The organism is Pseudactinotalea sp. (genome assembly GCF_048594945.1).
Lineage (GTDB): Bacteria > Actinomycetota > Actinomycetes > Actinomycetales > Beutenbergiaceae > Pseudactinotalea.
In genome coordinates, this window is sequence record NZ_JBMDXJ010000357.1 from 25895 (window position 1) to 45835 (window position 19941).

A 19941-nucleotide genomic window follows, 5' to 3' on the forward strand; every position below is an offset into this window, starting at 1 on the left:
TGATACACGCGAAAGGAGGTGGTCCGAGACGTGAAGAATCTTGGGACTCGTGAGGTGACTGCCCGCTAGGGCATCACAGCCGACAACGGACGGCTTCTGCCCGAACCCGACGGCGCGTGATGCGCCTGCGAGAACACGGCAGTCACCCGAAGACCCGCGGGTCGCACCCTCGTCCAGTGCGACGCCCCGAGCCAGGCGCTCGGGAACGCGGGTCTTCGTCATGCCCCGGCACCCGGGCGCCGCATCGAGACATAGGCGGAGAAGCCTGCGCGCTGAGCGCCCCTGACAGGCCGTCTGGCCGACTCCGTGAAGCCGAGCTTGCGGTACAGACCCAGCGCAGGCTCGTTGGTGTCCTTGATGTCGCGGAGCACGAACTGCTCGATCCCTGGCAGCTCCAGCAGGTGCCGGATCAGCGCGGTGGCCACCCCGCGGCCCTGGTGAGCGGGGGCCGTGGTGACGAACCCGATCTCCGCGAGTCCGGGCCGCGCCTCGGGCGGCGCGCCCAGGAACTGGCTGCGCACCACCAGGGTCGTGATGGTGCCGTGGACCAGGCCGAGATGCCGGCGCATGGGTGCCCATTGCGGAGCGAAGCACTCCTGGTCCCCTGAGGTCAACGAGGCGATCGCCGCCGGCTCGCCGTCCACGAGGGCCGCGTAGAAGCGGTCGAGCAGGAGCATGTGCTGGAACGCGTCGGCGAGCCGGTCGGGGTCGGTCGAGAAGTAGGCGAAGTCCTCGGCGAACCCCCGCACGAGCACCTCGGTGATCCGGCGCCGGTAGTCCTCGCCGAGCGCGTCGCCGCGGCTGATCGTCAGTGTCATGAAGGGTCTCCCAAGATCGGGCGCAGCAGGATGTCGGCTGCTGGTACGGGCAGCGCGGGGCCGAGTGCCGCTCGCAGCGTCACCAGGCCGGAGATCGTGGCGAAGTAGCAGGTGGTGAGCTCGGCGGGGTCGCCTGGCGGGAAGCCTGCCTGCTGCCCGCGCCGGATCAGCTCGGTGGTGGCCTCCCAGAGCGCGGCGTGTTCCCGGGCGAGCCGGGCGGCGGTCCCGGGCGGGTCGTCGCTGGCGAACCCCTGGCTCATCACGAGATAGAAGGCATCGGCGCTGCCCTCGGAGCTCAGGTCGGCGAGGATCGCGGCGGTGACGGACCGGAGCGTCTCGGCCGGGTCTTCGGCGCTCCGGAGGACGACGACCAGACCAGCCAGTCCGTTCACCGCCTGCGCCAGGAGCTCGTCGTAGAGCGCCTCTTTCGTGGCGTAGTGGCGGTAGATCAGGCCGGCGCTGATGTCGGCAGCGGACGCGATCTGCCGCATGGTGGTGGCCGCGAATCCGTGGCGCGCGAACAGGTGCACGGCGGCGGCCTGGACGCTCTCGCGCGTGGCGTCGCGCATGCGTTCGTATTGCTCAGGCCTGCGCGGCATCCGCTCCCTCTTGTTGAATGAACGAATGTTTACCGTACCAGATCGCCCCCGCACCCTGGCAGGCTGGCCGTATGGACTTCCGGATCTTCACCGAGCCGCAGCAGGGCGCCGGCTACGCCGACCAGCTCGCCGTGGCGCAGGCCGCCGAGTCGCTCGGCTTCAGCGCGTTCTTCCGCTCCGACCACTACCTGTCGATGGGCGAGGGGGACGGCCTGCCCGGACCCACCGACTCCTGGGTGACGCTCGGCGCACTCGCGCGCGAGACCTCCACGATCCGCCTCGGCACGCTGGTCACTTCCGCGACCTTCCGCTGGCCCGGGCTGCTGGCGATCCAGGTGGCGCAGGTCGACGAGATGTCGGGCGGGCGCGTGGAGCTCGGCCTGGGCACCGGCTGGTTCGAGGCTGAGCACGCCGCGTACGGCGTGCCGTTCCCGGCCAAGCGGTTCGGTCCCTTCGCCGAGCAGCTCGAGATCCTCACAGGACTGTGGGGAACGCCGGCCGGGGAGCGGTTCTCCTTCGACGGCGAGCACTACCAGCTCACCGACTCCCCCGCGCTGCCCAAGCCGGTTCAGCAGCCGATCCCGATCATCATCGGCGGGTCAGGTGCGAAGCGAACCCCCGCGCTCGCCGCGCGCTACGCATCGGAGTACAACGCGAACTTCGACTCCGTGGAGGGCGCGGCCACGAAGTTCGAGCGCATCCGCACCGCCTGCGCCGACGCCGGCCGCGACCCGGCGACGATCACGATGTCACTGGCCCACACCACGGCGATCGGCCGGGACGAGGCCGAGTACCGCCGTCGGGCGGAGGCGATCGGGCGCGAGCCCGACCAGCTGCGCGAGCAGGGCCTCACGGGAACGGTGGCCGAGGTGGTGGACAAGCTGGGCGCCTACCGCGACGCCGGCGCCGAGCGGTTCTACTTCCAGGTCATGGACCTCGCCGATCTCGACCACCTCGACCTGATCGCCCGCGAGGTCGTCACGCAGCTGTGAGACTCAGTCGCGCCCGTCCCTGACCTGCTGCCACTCGGCCCAGCAGTTCTCGGGGTCGATGTCCTGATAGCCGCGGGCGGCCGTCATGGCCTCGGCCACCGACGGGTCGAGCGCGATACACGTCGCGGCGTCACGGATCCCGAGCACCTCGACCTCCGTGAGCGTACGGCCCGCTGCCTGCTCGGCGCTCCGCAGCAGAGCGACGAGAGGGGGCGTGAACGTCAGGGCGAGGCGCTCCGGGCTCTGAGACATCGCGACTGAACCTACAACCCCGAGGTGCGGTAGCGTCGCCGGCGTGGTGAGACAGCGATGAAGCTCGGATTCCACACCGGCTACTGGTCGGCCGGCCCACCCCCCGGCGCGGCGGCAGCGGTCGCCGCCGCCGACGAACTCGGCCTCGATTCGGTCTGGCCCGCCGAGGCCTACGGCTCCGACGCGCTGACCCCGCTCGCGTGGTGGGGCGCGACCACCTCGCGCGTGCGACTCGGCACCGGAATCATGCAGATGTCGGCGCGCACGCCGACCGCCACCGCGATGGCCGCGCTCACGCTCGATCACCTCTCGGGCGGCCGATTCGTGCTGGGCCTGGGAGCGTCCGGACCGCAGGTCGTGGAGGGCTGGTACGGCCAGCCGTACGCGAAGCCGCTCGCCCGCACGCGCGAGTACGTGTCGATCGTGCGGGATGTGCTGCGCCGCGAGGCCCCGGTCACCGCGCCCGGACCGGCGTATCCGTTGCCGCTGGCCGGTGGCGAGGGCAAGCCACTCCGCTCCACCGTGCACCCGCTGCGCGCCGACCTCCCCATCCACCTCGCCGCGCAGGGCCCCAAGAACACCGCCCTCGCGGCCGAGATCGCCGATGGCTGGCTGCCCGCCTTCTTCTCGCCCCGGCTCGACGGCGCAGCTCGGGAGCATCTCGACGCCGGCTTCGGTCGCCGGTCTGGTTCACTGCGCTCGGCGGCGGAGTTCGAGGTGTGCGCGAGCGTTCCGGTCGCCGTGGGGGCGGACGTCGAGAGTGCCGCCGCGCTCCTCAAGCCACACCTCGCGCTGTACATCGGCGGCATGGGTTCGGCGAGCACGAACTTCCACCGCGAGGCGATCCTGCGGCTCGGGTACACCGAGGCGTGCGAGGCGGTCACCGCCCGCTACCTTGCCGGCGACAAGGCCGGCGCGGCCGCGGCAGTCCCCACCGAGCTGGTGCTCGATGTCGCCCTGGCCGGTTCGCCGTCGGACCTCGCCTCCCAGGTGCGCACCTGGGAGGCCACCTGCGTGACCACGCTGATCGTCCAGACCGACCCTCGCGCCCTCCCTGCCGTGGCCGCGGCGCTGACGCCCTGACCCACCCGCCCCCGGTCTCGGTTACCGCCGAGACCGAGGCTCACCGCCGAGACCGAGGGGGGCGCCCCTCGGTCTCGGCGTAGGGCCTCGGTCTCGGCATGAGATTCCTGGCCGGAGGGCTCGCCCGCGGGGGTCGGGATGTGGGAGGTTTCATCCCGTGTCACAGCCCACACCCGAGCCCACGTCCCTGACACGGACCGAACGCCTGGACCGGCTGCCGTTCACCCGGCAGCACGGGAAGCTGCTCGGCGGTTCCGGCATCGGCTGGGCGCTCGACGCGATGGACGTCGGGCTGATCTCGTTCATCATGGCGGCACTGGTCAGTGAGTGGGCGCTGACAGGCACCGAGGTGTCGTGGATCCTGTCGATCGGGTTCGCCGGGATGGCAGTGGGGGCGAGCGTCGGCGGGCTGCTGGCCGACCGGATCGGGCGGCGGCAGGTGTTCGCGCTGACGCTGCTGGTCTACGGACTGGCGACCGGAGCGTCGGCGCTGGCGGGCGGCGTCGGGGTGCTGCTGGTGCTGCGCTTCGTCACCGGGCTGGGGCTGGGTGCCGAGCTGCCGGTGGCCTCCACGCTGGTCAGCGAGTACGCCCCCACGAAGATCCGTGGCCGCGTAGTGGTGCTGCTGGAGGCGTTCTGGGCCGTGGGCTGGATCGCCGCGGCGACGATCGGCTACCTGGTGGTGCCGGCCGAGAACGGGTGGCGGTGGGCATTCGCGATCGGCGTGATCCCGGCCCTCTACGCGCTGGTGGTCCGGCGCGGACTGCCCGAGTCGGTGCGGTTCCTCGAGCGCAAGGGCCGCGTCGACGAGGCCGAGGCGGCCGTGCGCCAGTTCGAGGAGTCCGCGGGCATCGCCGCCGTTCCCTCGACTCCGGTGCCGCCCGAGCCCACCCCTCCCAAATGGCGCGAGCTCTGGAGGCCCGGCCTCCGCCGTCGGACAGCCGCCCTGTGGGCGGTCTGGTTCGGCATCAACTTCGCCTACTACGGGGCGTTCCTGTGGCTGCCCACGATCCTGCTGAACTCGGGCTTCACCATCGTGAAGTCCTTCGAGTACACGCTCTACATCACCCTCGCCCAGCTGCCGGGCTACGCGCTGGCCGCGTTCCTCATCGAGCGCTGGGGGCGCCGCCCCACGCTGATCACCTTCCTCGGCGTCTCGGCCGTGGCGGCGTTCGCGTTCGGGCAGGCGGGAAGCGTGGCCACGATCCTCATCGTCGGCATGGTGCTGTCAGCCTTCAACCTGGGCGCCTGGGGTGCGTTGTACGCCATCACACCCGAGATCTACCCGACGTCGATGCGCGGGTCCGGCGCCGGAGCCGCCGCTGCCTTTGGCCGGCTCGCCTCGATCGCCGCACCGCTGTCGGTGCCGCCCCTGCTCGCTGCCGGAGGCAACGGGCTCGTGTTCGGCGTGTTCGCCATGGCGTTCGGGCTCGCGATGGTCGCCACCCTGTTCCTGCCCGAGCTGCGCAACAAGGTGCTCACCGAGACCTGAGCGGATCCAGGCAACCCAGCTTTCAACGCTCTTCCGGCACGTGCCAGGCTTCGTTGCTGTTTCGGCAGCGCGACCGCCGGCAAAGACGTCAGAAGAGCCCGGCAGCCGCTGCCGAAAGAGCGTTGAAATCTCTGTGGCGTCGAAAGAGCGTTGAATCAGGGAAGCAGCTCGCTGATCTCGATCGCTCGGCCCTGCTCCGCCGACCGCCAGATCGCCTCGCCCGTGGCGACCGCGAGCGCACCCTGGCGCGCGTCGGCCATCAGGCCCATCGCCACCGACTCGGCGTCGGGACCCACGAACAGGTCGCGGCGCATGAGCGGGTCGGCGCCGTCGTGGCCCCCGGAGCCCGCAGACACCTCGATCGACTCCGCGGCCGCGAACAGCGGGCGCAGCACGAGCGAACCTGATCCCGGGAGCGCCTCGCCGCCCGGGAGCCGCCCCACGAACGCCTCGATCGATCCATGCGTGCCGGTGATCGTCAGCCGGTACCCCTCCCACGGTGCGGAGAACTGCACCGAGTAGGCCGCGGTTGCTCCGCCGTCGTAGGTGATCAGGCTGGCGACGTGGTCCTCGATGTCGATCTCGTCGTCGTACAGCGTCATCTCAGCCTCGGCCGGGTACTGCACCTCGTACGGCAGGTCGAACAGACCCGTGCGCGCCTGCCCCGTCGCCTCGGGGAACGTTCCGCTGCCGGCCTGCGCCTGGTGATACGGGTCCCGCTCGCGGACCTCGGCCGGCGTGTCCGCGCCGCGCGGCCGGTGTGGGCTGTCCGGCCCGTAGAAGTCGCGTCCACCGACGGCGTAGACCCGGGTCGGGTCGGCGCCGAGCCACCACGCGATCAGGTCGAGGTGGTGCGTGCTCTTGTGGATCGTCAGCCCGCCCGACGCCGCGCGCGACCGGTTCCACCGCAGGAAGTAGCTCGCGCCGTGCCGGGTGTCCACGTAGTAGTCGAGCGCCACGTGCAGCGGCCTACCGATCGCGCCCTGCGTCAGCAGCTCCTTGATGCGCCGGTGCCGCGCCGGGTACCGGAAGTTGTGCGTCACGTGCACGCGCGCGCTGCTCGCCCGCTCGGCCTCGACCACCTCGGCCGCCTCGGCCGAGGTCGCGACCATCGGCTTCTCCGAGATCACGTCGACGCCGGCCGCCAGCGCTGCCTGGATGTAGTGCCCGTGCGTGTGGTCGGGTGAGGCGATGACGACGGCGTCGGGCCTGGTCTGGTCCAGCAGCTCGCCGAGCTGGTCGGGCTCGTAGACCGCGACCGGACCGTAGCCCTCCGGCACCAGTGTGCGCACGAACGCCTCGGCGCGCATCCGGTCGACGTCGAGCACGGCCACCAGCTCGGCCACGGCCGAGAAGTCGTCCTCGCTCGCCCCGTACCCGAGCGCGCCGTCCTGGCCGCCGGCCACCCCGATCATCGGCTTCGCGAAGCTCGCCACTCCCCGGTTCGAGGCCCCGATCAGGGCGTAGCGTCGCCGCCGCGTGCTCGACGGCGGAGCGTGTGTCTCGCTCATCGGGAACCTCCGTGGTGAGTCATGACCGCAATTGCCGCAACCGCATGCATGGCTCTAGCGTAGCGGGATGGACACGACCTCGCTGGGGTGGCGCCCCAACCTCGACGGTCACCACGACGTCTCCCTCGACCTGCTCCTGCACGTCAACCGGCGCACCCAGGCGGTGCTGGCCGAGACCGCTGCCGGACTCGACCAGGCGACCACCGCCCGCGCGGTCCACGCCCACCAGCGGGCCACCCGCGAGGCGGTGCTGGCCGGGATCGGCGGGCTGCCGGCGCGAGGTGACGGACCCCCGCCCACCACCTGGCGAGGGTCGGAGCAGATGGCGGGCTACGCCGTCGAGAACCTCGTGTTCGAGTCCTCGCCAGGTGTGCCGGTGACCGCCACGCTCTACCGCCCCGACGGCGCCGACGAGCCGCGGCCCGCCGTGCTGTTCGTGTGCGGACACACCCCGGACGGCCGCGCCAACCCCGAGTACCAGCGGGTGTGCGCCACGCTGGCGCAGGCTGGGCTGATCGTGCTGGCGATCGACCCGTTCGGGCAGGGTGAACGGCTCGACTACCTCGATGAACAGGGTCAGCCGCAGGTGCCGGTGGGAACTGCCCAGCACACGTATGCGGGGATCCCGGCCTGGCTGCAGGGGCAGAGCATCATCCGCTGGTTCGTGCACGATGCGCGGCGGGCGGTCGATCTGCTGGTCTCGCTTCCGGAGGTCGATGGGAGCAGGATCGGCGTCACCGGGAACAGCGGTGGCGGCACCCTGACCACCTGGCTGCTGGCACTCGAGGACCGGTTCGCTGCGGCGGCTCCCGGCACGTTCGTGACCAGCCGCGGCGTGTACCTGTGGTCGGGGCAGAGCCAGGATGCCGAGCAGGTGCTGCCCGGTGGCACCGCGAACGGTGTGGATCACGCGGACCTGCTCGCGACGTTCGCGCCGCGCCCGCTGGCCGTGCTGGCCGCCGAGTTCGACTTCTTCCCGATGGAGGGCACGGTCGCTTCGTTCGAGCGAGCGCGCGCGGCGTACCGGGCGCTCGGGGCCGAGGAGGCGATCTCGCTGCGCACCGCACCGGTGACGCACCAGTACGCGCCGCCGCTCGCGGCTGCCGCAGCCGCGTTCTTCTGCGAGGCGTTCGGGTTGCCGGTGCCTGGTGCCGCTCCAGAGATCCAGGTGCTCCTCGCTGAGCAGATGCGTGCGGTGCCGAGCGGCCAGGTGGGCGTGGACCTGCCCGGCTCGCTGTTCCTGCACGATCTGATCCGCGATGACGCGGAACGCCGCGAGCGTCCCAGCCCAGAGCGTGCACGGGTATGGCTGAACGCGCGCGTCCGCGCTCACCGGTGGCGTCCCCGTGCGCCCTACACCCGGTGGCTGCCCGGACCGGTCGACGGCGTACTGCACGGCATGTGGCGATCCGAGCGTGACGTGTGGGGTGCAGGCGTGCTGCTGCCCACCGACCCGGCACCGACCGACGGACCGCGCCCGCTGCGGCTGCTGCTGCTCGACGGCGGCACCGACTCCCTGACCATCCAGCACCCCGCGATGCTGCGCCCCGGTCGAGAGGCAACTCTCGCCGTCGACCTTCGTGGTCGCGGCGCACTCGCGCCGCACGACAAGGACGGGCTCGACCCGCGGAACCACAAGTCCGGCGTGTTCAAGCTGCTGTGCGACCTGCTGTGGCTCGACGACTCGCTCGCTGCCGGCCAGGCGTTCGACATCACCCGCGCGATCGACGTCGCGCTGCACGACCCCTTCCTCGCCACGCTGCTCCCGGGCCTCCGCCCCGAGAGCCCGGTGCAGATCGAGGCCGACGGCGTGATGGCGTTCGTCGCCAAGGTCGCGGCCGCCGCCGACGATCGGATCACCACCGTGACCGTGACCGACGACGTCGTCGATCCGAACCGGATACTCACCGAGCGCCTCTACGACACCGGCCGCGGCGAGTGGCAGGCCGTGATCCCCGGTCAGGCAGCGAACGCGCCGCTTGACGCCGTTCACGAGCTGCTCGACCACCGGCTGCGCCGCCGCTGAGCTCGCCGCGCTGGGGATGCGAGCGGGCAGCCGTGGGCCGGCGTTGCAGAACCCGCCATACGAGTCACTTCGACTACGCGGCCGGCCGATTCACGTGGCAGAAGCCACCCTGATGGACACTTCTGCTACGCAACGACCACGCGTCGTTACGCCGCCTCCTCCGGGCGGTAGACGATCCTCGGGCGGGTGCCGCGCAGGCGGGGGTCGGGGACCGGCACGGCCGACAGCAGCGCGCGGGTGTAGCCGTGCTGCGGGTCCGCGAACACGGACTCCGCCGGTCCTTCCTCCACGAGGTTGCCGTAGTACATGACCGCCACGCGGTCGCAGATCCGTTCGACCACGGACAGGTCGTGCGAGATGAACAGGTAGGTGAGCCCGAGCTCGTCCTGCAGCTCCGCGAGCAGCTCGAGGATCTGCGTGCGCACGGAGACGTCGAGTGCGGACACCGCCTCGTCGGCGACCACGAGCTTCGGGTTCGTGATCAGCGCCCGGGCGATTCCGATCCGCTGCCGCTCACCGCCGGAGAACGCGTGCGGGTAGCGGCTCGCCATCGCCCGCCGCAGGCCCACGCGCTCGAGCATCTGCTCGACCCGGTCGTCGACCTCGGACCCGTGCGCCAGCCCGGCGACCCGCAGCGGCTCCCCGATCACCTCGCGCACGGTCATGCGCTGGTTCAGCGAGCCGTACGGGTCCTGGAACACCATCCGCACCAGCCGCCGATACGGGCGCAGCTCCTTCTTCGACAGCGCCGCCAGATCGACCGCGTGCTCGCCGTCGTCGTAGTGGATCTGGCCCGCCGTGGGCTGGTAGGCACGCATCACGCACCGCCCGAGCGTGGTCTTGCCGCAGCCGGACTCGCCCACGAGGCCGAGCGTGCTGCCGGGCGCGATCTGCAGGCTGACGTCGTTGACCGCCACGATCCGCTTCTTCGTTCCTCGCGAGAACATGCCACCCGAGACGCTGTCGAACTCCATCCGCAGACCCTCGATCCGCAGCAGCGGCTCGCCCCGGATCTCGTCATGTCGCACGGCCTCGTCGACGGCGTCGCTCACCTCGATCCGCTCGGGCGCCTCGGCCTCGCTCGGCTTCTGGCCCGCTTCCTCACGCTGCGGCAGGCTGGCGAGCAGCTCCTTGGTGTAGTCGTGCTGCGGGTCGTGGAAGATCTGCTCGACCGGCCCGGTCTCGAGGACCTTGCCGTGCCGCATCACCACGACGTCGTCGGCGATCTCCGCCACCACACCGAGGTCGTGGGTGATGAAGATCATCGTCATCGACAGCTCGCGCTTCAGCTCGGCCAGCAGGTCGAGGATCTGCGCCTGGGTGGTGACGTCGAGCGCGGTCGTGGGGGGGTGGGCGGTCAGCCGCGAGGGCCGGGCGCTCAGCGCCCTCGCGATCATCGCGCGCGGGCGCATGCCGCCGGAGAGCTGGAAGGTGTAAGAGTCGATCCGCTCGGCCGGCTGCGGGATGCCCACGGCGTCCAGCTCGGCGATCACGCGCTCACGGATCTGCTGCTCGTCGAGCTCGGTGTGGAGCTCGAGCACCTCCGAGATCTGGTTCCCGATCGTGTGAACCGGGCTCAGCGAGGACATCGGCTCCTGGAAGATCAGGCCGATCTGGCTGCCGCGGATCGACCGGATCCCGTCGCCCTTGTCGCTCAACGCGGCGATGTCGTGGATCGTGCCCTCGGCCTCGGCGCGGAACAGGATCCGCCCGCCTTCCACGAGACCCGGGTTGTCGACGACCTGGATGATCGAGCGCGCGGTCGCCGACTTGCCCGAACCCGACTCGCCCACGATGCAGGTGGTCCGGCCACGCCGCACCGACAGCGAGATGTCGTCGACAGCGTTGACCTCGCCCTCGTCGGTGCGGAACGTGGTGCGCAGGTTCTGGATGTCGAGGATCGCCTCGGGATCGGTCATCTCTCCCGGGTCGGCCTCGACTGCTGCCAGCTCGCGGGGGGCCTTGGTCGGCACCATCTTTCGACGGCGGCGGTCCAGCAGGAATCCCATCGCTACCTCTTCCCGTAGGGGTCGGCCGAGTCGCGCAGACCGTCGCCGACGAAGTTGAAGGCCACCACCGCGAGCACGACTGCGAGACCGGGGATCAGCAGCCAGGGCGCGGTGGCGATCACGTTGACGCTCTGCGCGTCCTGCAGCAGCACGCCCCACGACACCGCCGGTGCGCGCAGTCCGAGCCCGAGGAAGGACAGGGCGGTCTCCGACAGGATCATCGCCGGCACCGCGAGCGAGACGGTGGCGATGATGTGCGACGTGAAGGCGGGCACCATGTGACGGAAGATCACCCGGGACGTCGGGACGCCGTCGAGATTCGCGGCGAGGACATAGTCCTCGTCACGGATCTGAAGCAATCGCCCTCGGATCACCCGCGCGAGCGAGGTCCAGCCCAGCAGCGACAGGATCACGGTGATCATCAGATAGGTCGGCACCGGACCCCACTGCGGTGGCACCGCAGCGGCAAGACCGAGCCACAGCGGTAGCGTCGGGATCGACATGAACAGCTCGATCACACGCTGCAGCACGGTGTCCACGGTGCCGCCGAAGTAGCCGGAGATGCCGCCGAGCAGCAGCCCCAGCAGCAGCGACACCGACACACCGACCAAGCCGATCGACAGCGAGATCTGCGACCCGTAGATGATCTTCGACAGCAGGTCGGCGCCGGTGCGGTCGGCGCCGAGCGCGTACCAGCGCTCGCCCGGCTCACTCGGTCCGAACAGGTGGATATCCGTGGTGAACAGGCCGAGCAGCTTGTACTCGTCGCCATGCACGAAGAAGCGCAGGTGGATGAACTCCTCGGTGTCCTCCTCGAAGACCGGGGCGAGCGTCTCGATGTCGGTGTGCCCGGTGGTCGGGTGGACGTACAGCCCCTCCTCGAACGAGAACTGCGGCACCTGCGGTGGGTGGTAGGCGTGCTCGCCCACGTACGAGCTCGTGTTGAAGGGGGCCACGAAACCCGCGAACGCGGCCACCAGGTACATGAGGACCAGCAGCCACAGACCGATCATCGCCAGGCGGTGCTTGCGGAACCGCCACCAGATCAGCTGCCGCTGGGAGGCGGAGGCGACGTCGCTGCTGCTCTGACCGGTCTCGGTGGCGAGGTCGTCGGTGGTGCCGGCCTCGGTATCGGGGTCGGATGCAGGGAGTTGTTGGGTCATGGCTCAGGCCTTCCCGAACCGCACGCGCGGATCGACAGCGGCGAGCAACAGGTCGGAGATGAAGGTTCCGATGACGGTCAGCACGGCGATGATGAGGATGATCCCTCCTGCCAGGTACATGTCCTGCGAGCGCAGCGAGGCCAGCAACAGCGGTCCGGTCGTGCCGAGCGCGAGCACGGTCGCGACGATCACCTCGCCGTCGAAGATCGACGGGATGTTCCACCCCGCCGTGGAGACGAACGGGTTGAGCGCGATCCGCAACGGGTACTTGCGGATGATGCGGCCCTCCGGGAGGCCCTTCGCGCGGGCGGTCGTGACGTAGGGCTTGTGCAGCTCGTCGAGCATGTTCGCGCGCGTGGTGCGGATGATCCCCGCGGTGCCGGCGAGCGCGATCACCACGACCGGGATCCACAGGTGCCCGAACAGGTCGAGCACGCGCCCGAGACTCCACGGCGCGTTGACGTACTCGGCAGAGAACAAGCCACCGACGCTCTGACCGAAGAAGCGGAAGCCGATGTAGGCGAGAGCGAGCGCGGCGAGGAAGTTCGGCACCGCGAGCGCCACGAAGCCGAGGATCGAGATCGCGTAGTCGGCCGGCTTGTGCTGCTGGATGGCCGAGACCACGCCGGCGGGGAGCGCGATCGCCCAGGTGAGCACCAGCGTGGTCACACCCAGCAGCACGGTGAGCCCCAGTCGCTCACCGATGAGGTCGGAGACCGGTCGCTGGTACTGGAAGGACAACCCGAAGTCACCGTGCAGCACGATGTTGCTGATCCACTTCCAGTACTGCACCCAGAACGGGTCGCCGATCCCGTACCGCTGCCGCAGCGCCTCCAGCTGGGCAGGGTCGAGACTCTCGCCCTGCGCCTCCATCCTCGCGACCTGCGTGGTGAGGAAGTCACCCGGAGGCAGCTGGATGATGAAGAACGAGATGATCGAGATGATGATCAGGGTCGGGATGACGTGCAGGACCCGGTACAGGGTGAACCGAAGCACGCAGCCTCCTCTCGTCGCCCGACGGCGCGTTGACGGTCAGGAAGCGGCGGTGAAGGAGATCTGCTCAGGCTTCGTGATGCCCTCGCGCCCGTAGTAGAAGGACAGCTTGGGCTCGTCGTCACGGACGCCGCGCACGTCGTCCGTCACGATCACCGGCTGGAACGGCAGCCCGAGCAGGCCGATCGCGTACATCTGCGTATCGTGCTGGGTGACGATCGCGTGGCCGGCCTCGAGGCGTGCCTCGTCGGACTCGGCACCACGCAGCGCGTCCCAGTTGTCCATGAGGTCCTTGATCTCCTGCGGCGGCTCGACGCCTTCGGCGCCGCGGGTGGCGTACCACTGGCCGTAGCCAGGAGCGGAGTGGCTGTTCGCACCGGTGGGGATCAGCCACACCGGCTCCAGGTCGAAGTCGTCGCTGGGCATCGTGGTGCCGTCGAGGTCGAAGTCGTTGGCAGAGCGCAGCTCGGCGTACAGGGTCGGGTCGACCGGGCGCAGGCTCAAGCCGACGCCGATCTCCTCCCAGTACCGCTGCACCATCGTGAACGCATCGCTGGTGGCGACCCCGGCCGTGCTGTCGACGTAGACGATCACGAGCTCGAGCGGCGCGCCGTCCGGTCGCTGCCGGGTGCCGCTGCCGCTGCGGGTGAGCCCGAGGCCGTCCAGCAGCTCGTTGGCCCGGTCGACGTCGTGCTCGAGGTTCCGCTGCCCCAGCCCCTCGAGGTAGTACTCCGAGGCCTCGGTGGGCACGGGCTGGCGCAGCTCGCCGAGCCCGCCGAGCATCGTGGTGTTCATGTCCTCGCGGTCGATCCCGAGCGAGAGCGCCGCCCGGAAGTCGGGCTCAAGGAAGAGCTCGCGCAGCACCTCGTCCTGGTGGGAGAGGTTCGGGCAGATCGACAGCAGCGTGGCGTCGTTGTGCCACCGGAGCATCCGATACCCGTTGGCCTCCTCGTTCTGCAGGAACACCTGCGCCGAGTTGTAGCCCAGGTTGTGGCCCTGGAAGTTGAGGTCGCCGTTGGCGGCGCGGAGGTCGATCGCGTCCTGCGTCAGCACCTGCACCTGCACGCCATCCATGTAGGGCAGCTGCCGGCCGTCGCCATCGGTCTTCCAGTAGTACGGGTTGCGCTCGAGCGACGCGGTGCCGCTCTGAGCGTTGGCGGGGCTGGTGACCATGAAGGCGCCCAGCACCGGGCGCTCGGGGTTGGTCCACCAGTTGTCGCGGTCGGCGAAGTACTGGTCCCAGGAGTCGAAGCCGGCTTCCGAGGTGGCGGCGTCCACCTCGTCGGGGTCGGCGTGGTCCGGGTGGAACTGCTCCAGGTAGTGCGCCGGCTTGAGGAACTGGTTGCTCACGGCCGGGTGACACATGTACTTCTCGAACAGCGCGAACGCGTTGTTGTACCTGAAGATGATCGTGAGCTCGTCGGGCGTCTCGATCGTGGGGCGGTCGTCGCCGTCGCTGAACCAGAACGGCGCCGCGGGGATCGTGGTCGTGTTGCGCAGCACGTCGTTGACCGTGAACGCGAGGTCGGCCGAGGTGAAAGGCTCACCGTCCGACCACTTGAGCCCGTCGCGGAGCACGAACGTGAACTCGGTGTTGGTGTCGTTCTTGCTGAACTCGGCCGCGAGGCTCGGCTCGGCGGCGTCGGCGGCCCAGTTCCACTCCAGCAGCCCCACCGACGCGAACGCCGTGAGGGCGCCGGCGTCACCGACGTCGAGCTGGGCGCGCTGCAGAGTGCCGCCGAAGGTGCCCGGCCCCTCGTGGACCTCGACCACCTTCGGATCAGCCGGCAGCCGCTCGGCCAGCTCGGGCAGGTCTCCCGCCTCGACACGCTCCGCCAGCATCGGCGACTCGAGGGCGCCCTCGCCCCCGTCGAACGGGTTGGGAGGCTCCTCGCTCGAGCAGGCGGTGAGGATCGCGGCGGCAGCACCCCCGCCCATCAGCAGCAGTGTGCGTCGGGTCATGTTCGGGGACAGGGACATCGGCTCTCCTCAGGTCACGGCAGCTGTGCGGTGCTTCCTACTCGCTCTCGACCATAGCACCGCAAGCGGTTGCGGCAATGTCAAACTTGTGTGTCATCGAGGTTGCCCGGCGTCGAAGTAGGCACGCAGCTCGGGGTCGAGCACGGGCACGTCGAGGGCCGAGGACTCGCCCCGCATCGAGCTGGTGGCGGTCGCCGCGGTAGCCACCGCCTCGCGCGCAGCGACCACGGAGGTGCGGGTGGGTGCACCCGTGCGCACGAACGCGAGGAACTCCCGCAGGAGCGAGGGGTCGGCGCCGTGGTGGCCACCCGGAGCGTCCGGGATCGGGAACTCCTCGTGCCCGTGCTCGGCGTACTCCGAGCGGCGGTTCCACAGCCGCACGACGCCACCCTCGCCGAGTCCGAAGTTCTCGATCCTGCCCTCGGTCCCGATGATCGTGTAGTTGCGCCAGTAGTCGGGCGTGAAGTGGCACTCCGAGTATGTCGCGTAGACGCCGTTGTCCAGCTGCATGGTCATCATCGACAGGTCCTCGACGTCGATGACCGGGTGCAGCCCCTTCTGCTCCAGCGGCGGCCAGTTCTTCTCGCGGTCGAGCCACTCGGTCACCACCTGGCCGGTGCGGTCCTCACGGTCGGTCACCTCGCCGTAGACCGTGAGCCCACCCATCGCGCTCACGCGGCGCGTGTAACCGCCGGCGATCCAGTGGATCACGTCGATGTCGTGGGCGCCCTTCTGGAGCAGCAGCGAGTTCACGTTCGCGCGCTCGGCGTGCCAGTCCTTGAAGAACCGGTCGCCGCCGTCGCCCACGAAGTAGCGGCACCACACCGCCTTCACCTGCCCGACCCGCCCCTCCGCGACGAGCTGCTGCATCAGCGAGATCACCGGCATGTGGCGCATGTTGTGACCCACGTACAGCCGACTCCCAGTCGCGTGCGCCGTGCGGAGCATCCGATCGGCGTCGTCCACCGTGGTCGCCATCGGCTTGTCCACGAACACGTCGACACCCGCCTCCATCAGCGCGATCGCGTGCTCGGCGTGCTGGTGGTCGAGCGAGGTGACGAAGGCGGCGTCGAGCTCGTGATCGAGCAGCCCGGCGACGTCGTCGTGCACGGCGACGTCAGGGCCGAACCGCTCGGCGGCACGTGCCTGTGCGCGGGGGTGTGGGTCGGCCACGGCCACGACCGTGGCGGCCGGGTCGCCCTGCGTCGCCGTCCGGGCGATCACGCCACGGTTGCCGTTCCCCACCAGGCCGAGCCGCAACGGCCGCGCCTCGGGGTCGCTCTCATGGGCAGGGGCCGGACTCGCATTCGTCACCATGTGTGGTCACGCTACGGAACGCAAGCGCTTGCGGCAAGGTCCCGGCGACACCTGGTGCACCGCCGTCGAGCAGGACCGTCCGCCGCCCTGCTGCGATAGCCTCGTGCGCACGTTGCAGCACGAACGGTGCCTCACAAAGGGGATTTCATGGCGGTCACCCTCGCCGACGTCGCTCGCGCGGTCGGCATGTCCGCATCCACCGTCTCGCGCGCGTTGTCCGGGACCGAGAAGGTCAACGAGGCCACCCGGAAGCGCATCCACCAGGTGGCGCGCGAGATGGGTTACGAGCCGAACCAGGTGGCGCGCTCGCTCACGTCGGGGCGCAGCGACATCCTCGGGCTGATCGTCCCCGACATCGCGAACCCGTTCTTCCCGCCGATCATCAAGGCCGTGCAGTCGCGCGCTGCGAGCCGCGGCAAGACCGTGCTGATCGCCGATGTCGACGAGCACCCGGCTGACGAGATCAAGCGCGCACGGATCATGCGCAAGCGCGTGGACGGACTGATCGTGGTGTCGCCGCGCACGCCCGCGGAGAACCTGTCGCAGCTGGTCGAGCTGGCGCCGATCGTGTTCGTCAACCGCGAGGTCCCCGGCGCCACGAGCGTGCTGGTCGACGCCTCGGAGGGCATCCAGGAGGCGGTCGAGCACCTGGCCTCGCTCGGACACACGCGCATCGGATACCTCAACGGGCCGCGCCGGTCCTGGTCGAACGGCCAGCGCCGCACCGCGGTCCAGGCCGCGTGCGCCGATCTCGGCATCGAGCTGGTCGAGCTGGGCCCGTTCGAGCCGCAGATCCAGGCCGGCGTACGCGCCGCCGATCTCGTGCACAGCAAGGATCTGACGGCGGTGATCGCCTACGACGATCTCATCGCCCTCGGGCTGATGGCCCGGATGACTGAGCGCGGCGTCAAGGTCGGCCCCGACATCTCGGTGATCGGCATCGACGACAGCCCGATGTCCGGCATGGCCTACCCCACCCTCACCTCGATCCACGTGCCGGGCAGCAGGAGTGGGATGACCGCCGTCGACCTGGTTCTCGACCTGGCAGAGCACCAGGGCGACACACCACCTCAGGTGGTCCAGCTCGAGACCCGGCTGATCATCCGCGGCAGCACCGCCCCCGCGCGGTAGCGGTCGGTGCAGAACCGGCCCTGAGGGACACTTCTGCTACGCCAACCCGTGCGAAACCGGGCACAACGCACCCTCGGGGACACTTCTGCTACGCCTGGCGAGCGGGCGGCCCGTCCGCGAGCGCGGCGACCACGGCAGCGACCTCGGCGGCGTCGGTGGTCTCCACGGGCTGTCCGTAGGCGCCGCTCGCGGCATCCGACTGTGGCAGCGCACGGGGAGCGCGCAGGTGCACCCGGCGCGCGCCGGTGGCGGCGACCACCTCCGCAACCTCGGCGGAGCGGATCCCTCCGGCCGGCACGACCAGCAACTCCCCCGCACTCCCGACGAGCGCTCGCAGGGCAGCCAGGTTGTCGCGCGCGGCTCCGGAACCCCCGGCGGTGAGGACGCCCGAGTAGCCCAGGTCGGCGAGCTCGGCGAGGCCGCGCGGCGCGTCGACGAGTGCATCGAAGCCCTTGTGGAAGACCAGCGGAATCGCGCCGGCGGCGGCGCGGACCCGGCGCAGCGTCGCCGCGTCCAGCTCACCCGAGCTCGTCAGCGCGCCCGTGGTGATCTCGAGTCGGGCGGCCGGACCCGCACGCTCCCGTTCCTGGGCGAGCGTGGCCAGCCACGCCACGTCCGCGAGCAGCACCTCGGCCTCGGAGGCGGAGTAGCAGAAGTCGCCGACCCGTGGCCGCACCAGCACCGTCACGGTCAGCGGACCTGCGCGGTCCAACGCGGCGGAGACGAGCCCGGCGCTGGGCGTCACGCCGCCGAGCTCAAGCGCGGAGCACAGCTCGACACGATCGGCACCACCCTCGCGCGCGGCGTGAACGCCGGCCACGTCGGCGACGCAGATCTCTACCGACGTCATCGTTTCCCTCCGGCTCGTGTCACGGCCGGCTCGCCGCTCGGCCGCGCCGCGACATCGTACGACGCGTCGGCCTCACCGTGGCGTCAGCGCCGGCACACCGCGGACCCAGGTGCGCCACGGCCGCAGGCGCTCGTCGAGCACCAGCAGGTCGGCGTCGTACCCGGCCGCGAGCCTGCCCTTGCGGTGGCCCACGCCGGCGATCGTGGCCGGCCGCGCGCTGAGCATCTCGATCACCTCCGGCACTGGCCATCCCAGGTCGAGGCACAGGTGGGCGAGCATGCCGTCGAGCCTGGTGGTGCTGCCGCCGAAGGCGGGTTGCCCGATCACCATGCCGACGCCGTCGCGCACCTCGCAGCGCACGGTCGCCAGGTCGTAGGTGTAGCCCTCGGGCATGCCCGCGCCCTCGGTCGCGTCCGAGACGGCGATCAGGCGGTCGCCGAGGCACCGGCGCGCGATCTCGAGCAGCTCGGGCGGCAGGTGCCTGCCGTCGGCGATCACCTCGGCCGTGAGGTCGGCGCTCGCGAGCGAGGCCTCGAGCAGCCCGGGCACCCGCCAGGGCCCCGACCGGGTGGTGGTCGACTGCCCGCTCCACAGGTGCGTCAGGTGCGTGGCACCCGCCTCGACGGCGGCACTCACCTCGGTCGGTCCGGCCTCGCTGTGCCCGATGGCCACGATCGCCCCCGCGGCAGCGAGACCGCGCACCGCCTCGATCGCGCCGGGCAGCTCGGGCGCCAGCGTGATCATCGCCGGTGACGCCGCCGCCAGGGTCGCGACGTCCGCGGGTGTGGGTGCCCGCAGCAGCGCCGGGTCGTGGGCGCCGCACTGGGCATGCGCGAGGACCGGGCCCTCGAGGTGGGTGCCGAGCAGCTCGGCGCCATCGGTGAGTGGGTGGTCGCGCCAGTCGTTGAGAGCGCCTGTGCGCGCTGCCATCGTCCCGACGGCGTCGCTCGCCAACGACGCGAATGTCGCCGTCACGCCCGCGCGCGCCAGGTGGCGGAGGATCCGCGGGATGGCCGAGTCGCGTTCCGGGTCCTCGCCCGGAGGGACGACGGCCTCCGCGCTCGCCCCACCCGCGCCGTGCAGGTGCAGGTCGACGAGGCCGGGGACGACCAGCCGCCCCTCGGCCTCGACGACCGCGGCACCTCGGCGGCGCACCGGCCGCGTGGTGACCTCGGCGATGGCGCCGCCCTCGATGACGACGGACCCGGGCTGCACCCGGCCATCGGCCATGAGCACGGCGGCACCGGCGATCACGGTGGTGCGCTGGGTCTCCGACACGCGTGGCTCCGATCCGAGCCGGTCGGTCAGGCGGTGGCGGGCAGCAGCCCCGCCGACGACGGCTCGAGGAACAGTGTGGCGTGCGGTGCCTCGCGCAGCTTCGTGGACGGGACCGCGGGGCTGATCTCCTGGGTCACGGTGGCGGCCACGGCGGCGGCCTTGCGCTGCTCAGGCGCGCACACCTGCACCGACGCCGCGGACAGCAGCGCCGGGATGGTCAGCGAGATCGCGGTGCGCGGGGTCGAGGCCTCGTCAGGGAAGTGACCTTCGCCCACCTGCTGCTGCACCGACTCGTCGGTGAGCGTGATGATCCTCGCCCAGCGGTCGTCGTCGAAGTCCGCGACGTGCGGCTCGTTGAACGCGAGGTGGCCGTTCTCACCGATCCCCATGCAGACGAGGTCGAGCGGCGCCTCGCGCAGCAGCGCCTCGTAGCGCGCGGCCTCGGCC

General features: G+C 70.7%; 17 protein-coding genes. 5 read left to right on the forward strand and 12 right to left on the reverse strand.

Going from position 1 to position 19941, the window contains the following annotated elements; genetic code table 11:
• Positions 1–218: 218 nt before the first annotated feature.
• On the reverse strand, positions 219–818 hold the full coding sequence (locus ACOJSN_RS16185; protein WP_420113520.1) for a GNAT family N-acetyltransferase: 600 nt from the start codon (positions 816–818) through the stop codon (positions 219–221).
• On the reverse strand, positions 815–1417 hold the full coding sequence (locus tag ACOJSN_RS16190; RefSeq protein WP_420113521.1) for a TetR/AcrR family transcriptional regulator: 603 nt from the start codon (positions 1415–1417) through the stop codon (positions 815–817). The genes ACOJSN_RS16185 and ACOJSN_RS16190 overlap by 4 nt, the downstream gene beginning before the upstream one ends.
• Before the next feature lie 71 nt (positions 1418–1488).
• Between ACOJSN_RS16190 and ACOJSN_RS16195 the strand changes: the two genes are divergently transcribed.
• Complete coding sequence (locus ACOJSN_RS16195) at positions 1489–2409, forward strand: LLM class F420-dependent oxidoreductase (protein WP_420113522.1); 921 nt, start codon at positions 1489–1491, stop codon at positions 2407–2409.
• A gap of 3 nt (positions 2410–2412) precedes the next feature.
• Here ACOJSN_RS16195 and ACOJSN_RS16200 read toward each other — a convergent pair whose 3' ends face one another.
• A complete protein-coding gene (locus ACOJSN_RS16200) occupies positions 2413–2661 on the reverse strand; it encodes a hypothetical protein (RefSeq protein WP_420113523.1) in 249 nt (82 codons plus the stop codon).
• Positions 2662–2718: 57 nt separating this feature from the next.
• Between ACOJSN_RS16200 and ACOJSN_RS16205 the strand changes: the two genes are divergently transcribed.
• Together ACOJSN_RS16205 and ACOJSN_RS16210 are read left to right on the forward strand one after the other, a co-directional pair.
• The gene (locus ACOJSN_RS16205; protein WP_420113524.1) at positions 2719–3744 is read left to right on the forward strand and encodes an LLM class F420-dependent oxidoreductase; all 1026 of its coding nucleotides are present in this window, start codon (positions 2719–2721) and stop codon (positions 3742–3744) included.
• Positions 3745–3901: 157 nt separating this feature from the next.
• Positions 3902–5236, forward strand: coding sequence for an MFS transporter (locus ACOJSN_RS16210; RefSeq protein ID WP_420113525.1), 1335 nt, complete (start codon positions 3902–3904; stop codon positions 5234–5236).
• Between the two features lie 155 nt (positions 5237–5391).
• Here ACOJSN_RS16210 and ACOJSN_RS16215 read toward each other — a convergent pair whose 3' ends face one another.
• Complete coding sequence (locus ACOJSN_RS16215; protein WP_420113526.1) at positions 5392–6747, reverse strand: Gfo/Idh/MocA family protein; 1356 nt, start codon at positions 6745–6747, stop codon at positions 5392–5394.
• 67 nt (positions 6748–6814) lie between these two features.
• Between ACOJSN_RS16215 and ACOJSN_RS16220 the strand changes: the two genes are divergently transcribed.
• Complete coding sequence (locus tag ACOJSN_RS16220; protein WP_420113527.1) at positions 6815–8773, forward strand: alpha/beta hydrolase family protein; 1959 nt, start codon at positions 6815–6817, stop codon at positions 8771–8773.
• A gap of 146 nt (positions 8774–8919) precedes the next feature.
• Here the strand turns inward: ACOJSN_RS16220 and ACOJSN_RS16225 are convergent, their stop codons facing one another.
• The 5 genes from ACOJSN_RS16225 to ACOJSN_RS16245 all read right to left on the reverse strand — a co-directional run bounded on the left by ACOJSN_RS16225 (position 8920) and on the right by ACOJSN_RS16245 (position 16235).
• A complete protein-coding gene (locus ACOJSN_RS16225) occupies positions 8920–10782 on the reverse strand; it encodes an ABC transporter ATP-binding protein (RefSeq protein ID WP_420113528.1) in 1863 nt (620 codons plus the stop codon).
• Positions 10783–10784: 2 nt separating this feature from the next.
• Positions 10785–11945 (reverse strand): ABC transporter permease, encoded by a 1161-nt coding sequence (locus tag ACOJSN_RS16230; protein ID WP_420113529.1) that lies wholly within the window; start codon positions 11943–11945, stop codon positions 10785–10787.
• A 3-nt stretch (positions 11946–11948) separates the two neighbouring features.
• Complete coding sequence (locus tag ACOJSN_RS16235; protein ID WP_420113530.1) at positions 11949–12941, reverse strand: ABC transporter permease; 993 nt, start codon at positions 12939–12941, stop codon at positions 11949–11951.
• A gap of 36 nt (positions 12942–12977) precedes the next feature.
• Positions 12978–14918, reverse strand: a complete 1941-nt coding sequence (locus ACOJSN_RS16240) for an ABC transporter substrate-binding protein (protein WP_420113531.1) — start codon at positions 14916–14918, stop codon at positions 12978–12980.
• A 93-nt stretch (positions 14919–15011) separates the two neighbouring features.
• Positions 15012–16235 carry a Gfo/Idh/MocA family protein gene (locus ACOJSN_RS16245; RefSeq protein ID WP_420113532.1) on the reverse strand — a complete coding sequence of 408 codons (1224 nt, stop codon included), beginning with the start codon at positions 16233–16235 and terminating at the stop codon, positions 15012–15014.
• A 147-nt stretch (positions 16236–16382) separates the two neighbouring features.
• Between ACOJSN_RS16245 and ACOJSN_RS16250 the strand changes: the two genes are divergently transcribed.
• Positions 16383–17366, forward strand: a complete 984-nt coding sequence (locus ACOJSN_RS16250) for a LacI family DNA-binding transcriptional regulator (RefSeq protein ID WP_420113533.1) — start codon at positions 16383–16385, stop codon at positions 17364–17366.
• An 88-nt stretch (positions 17367–17454) separates the two neighbouring features.
• On the opposite strand, the gene ACOJSN_RS16255 is transcribed toward ACOJSN_RS16250, so the two are convergent.
• The 3 genes from ACOJSN_RS16255 to ACOJSN_RS16265 form a co-directional block, all read right to left on the reverse strand.
• Entirely contained in the window at positions 17455–18216 is a 762-nt protein-coding gene (locus tag ACOJSN_RS16255) for a copper homeostasis protein CutC (RefSeq protein ID WP_420113534.1), read from the reverse strand.
• Positions 18217–18288: 72 nt separating this feature from the next.
• The gene (locus ACOJSN_RS16260) at positions 18289–19494 is read right to left on the reverse strand and encodes an N-acetylglucosamine-6-phosphate deacetylase (RefSeq protein WP_420113535.1); all 1206 of its coding nucleotides are present in this window, start codon (positions 19492–19494) and stop codon (positions 18289–18291) included.
• A 26-nt stretch (positions 19495–19520) separates the two neighbouring features.
• On the reverse strand, positions 19521–19941 hold a 421-nt coding region (locus ACOJSN_RS16265; RefSeq protein ID WP_420113536.1), incomplete at its 5' end, for a 6-phosphogluconolactonase.

What these genes read in the sequence shown, in the direction of transcription:
- ACOJSN_RS16255 (WP_420113534.1), bottom strand. Translation starts at nt 18,216, where the DNA reads ATGACGTCGGTAGAGATCTGCGTCGCCGACGTGGCCGGCGTTCACGCC.
- ACOJSN_RS16225 (WP_420113528.1), bottom strand. Translation starts at nt 10,782, where the DNA reads ATGGGATTCCTGCTGGACCGCCGCCGTCGAAAGATGGTGCCGACCAAG.
- ACOJSN_RS16215 (WP_420113526.1), bottom strand. Translation starts at nt 6,747, where the DNA reads ATGAGCGAGACACACGCTCCGCCGTCGAGCACGCGGCGGCGACGCTAC.
- ACOJSN_RS16240 (WP_420113531.1), bottom strand. Translation starts at nt 14,918, where the DNA reads ATGTCCCTGTCCCCGAACATGACCCGACGCACACTGCTGCTGATGGGC.
- ACOJSN_RS16185 (WP_420113520.1), bottom strand. Translation starts at nt 818, where the DNA reads ATGACACTGACGATCAGCCGCGGCGACGCGCTCGGCGAGGACTACCGG.
- ACOJSN_RS16190 (WP_420113521.1), bottom strand. Translation starts at nt 1,417, where the DNA reads ATGCCGCGCAGGCCTGAGCAATACGAACGCATGCGCGACGCCACGCGC.
- ACOJSN_RS16250 (WP_420113533.1), top strand. Translation starts at nt 16,383, where the DNA reads ATGGCGGTCACCCTCGCCGACGTCGCTCGCGCGGTCGGCATGTCCGCA.
- ACOJSN_RS16205 (WP_420113524.1), top strand. Translation starts at nt 2,719, where the DNA reads ATGAAGCTCGGATTCCACACCGGCTACTGGTCGGCCGGCCCACCCCCC.
- ACOJSN_RS16245 (WP_420113532.1), bottom strand. Translation starts at nt 16,235, where the DNA reads ATGGTGACGAATGCGAGTCCGGCCCCTGCCCATGAGAGCGACCCCGAG.
- ACOJSN_RS16195 (WP_420113522.1), top strand. Translation starts at nt 1,489, where the DNA reads ATGGACTTCCGGATCTTCACCGAGCCGCAGCAGGGCGCCGGCTACGCC.
- ACOJSN_RS16230 (WP_420113529.1), bottom strand. Translation starts at nt 11,945, where the DNA reads ATGACCCAACAACTCCCTGCATCCGACCCCGATACCGAGGCCGGCACC.
- ACOJSN_RS16200 (WP_420113523.1), bottom strand. Translation starts at nt 2,661, where the DNA reads ATGTCTCAGAGCCCGGAGCGCCTCGCCCTGACGTTCACGCCCCCTCTC.
- ACOJSN_RS16220 (WP_420113527.1), top strand. Translation starts at nt 6,815, where the DNA reads ATGGACACGACCTCGCTGGGGTGGCGCCCCAACCTCGACGGTCACCAC.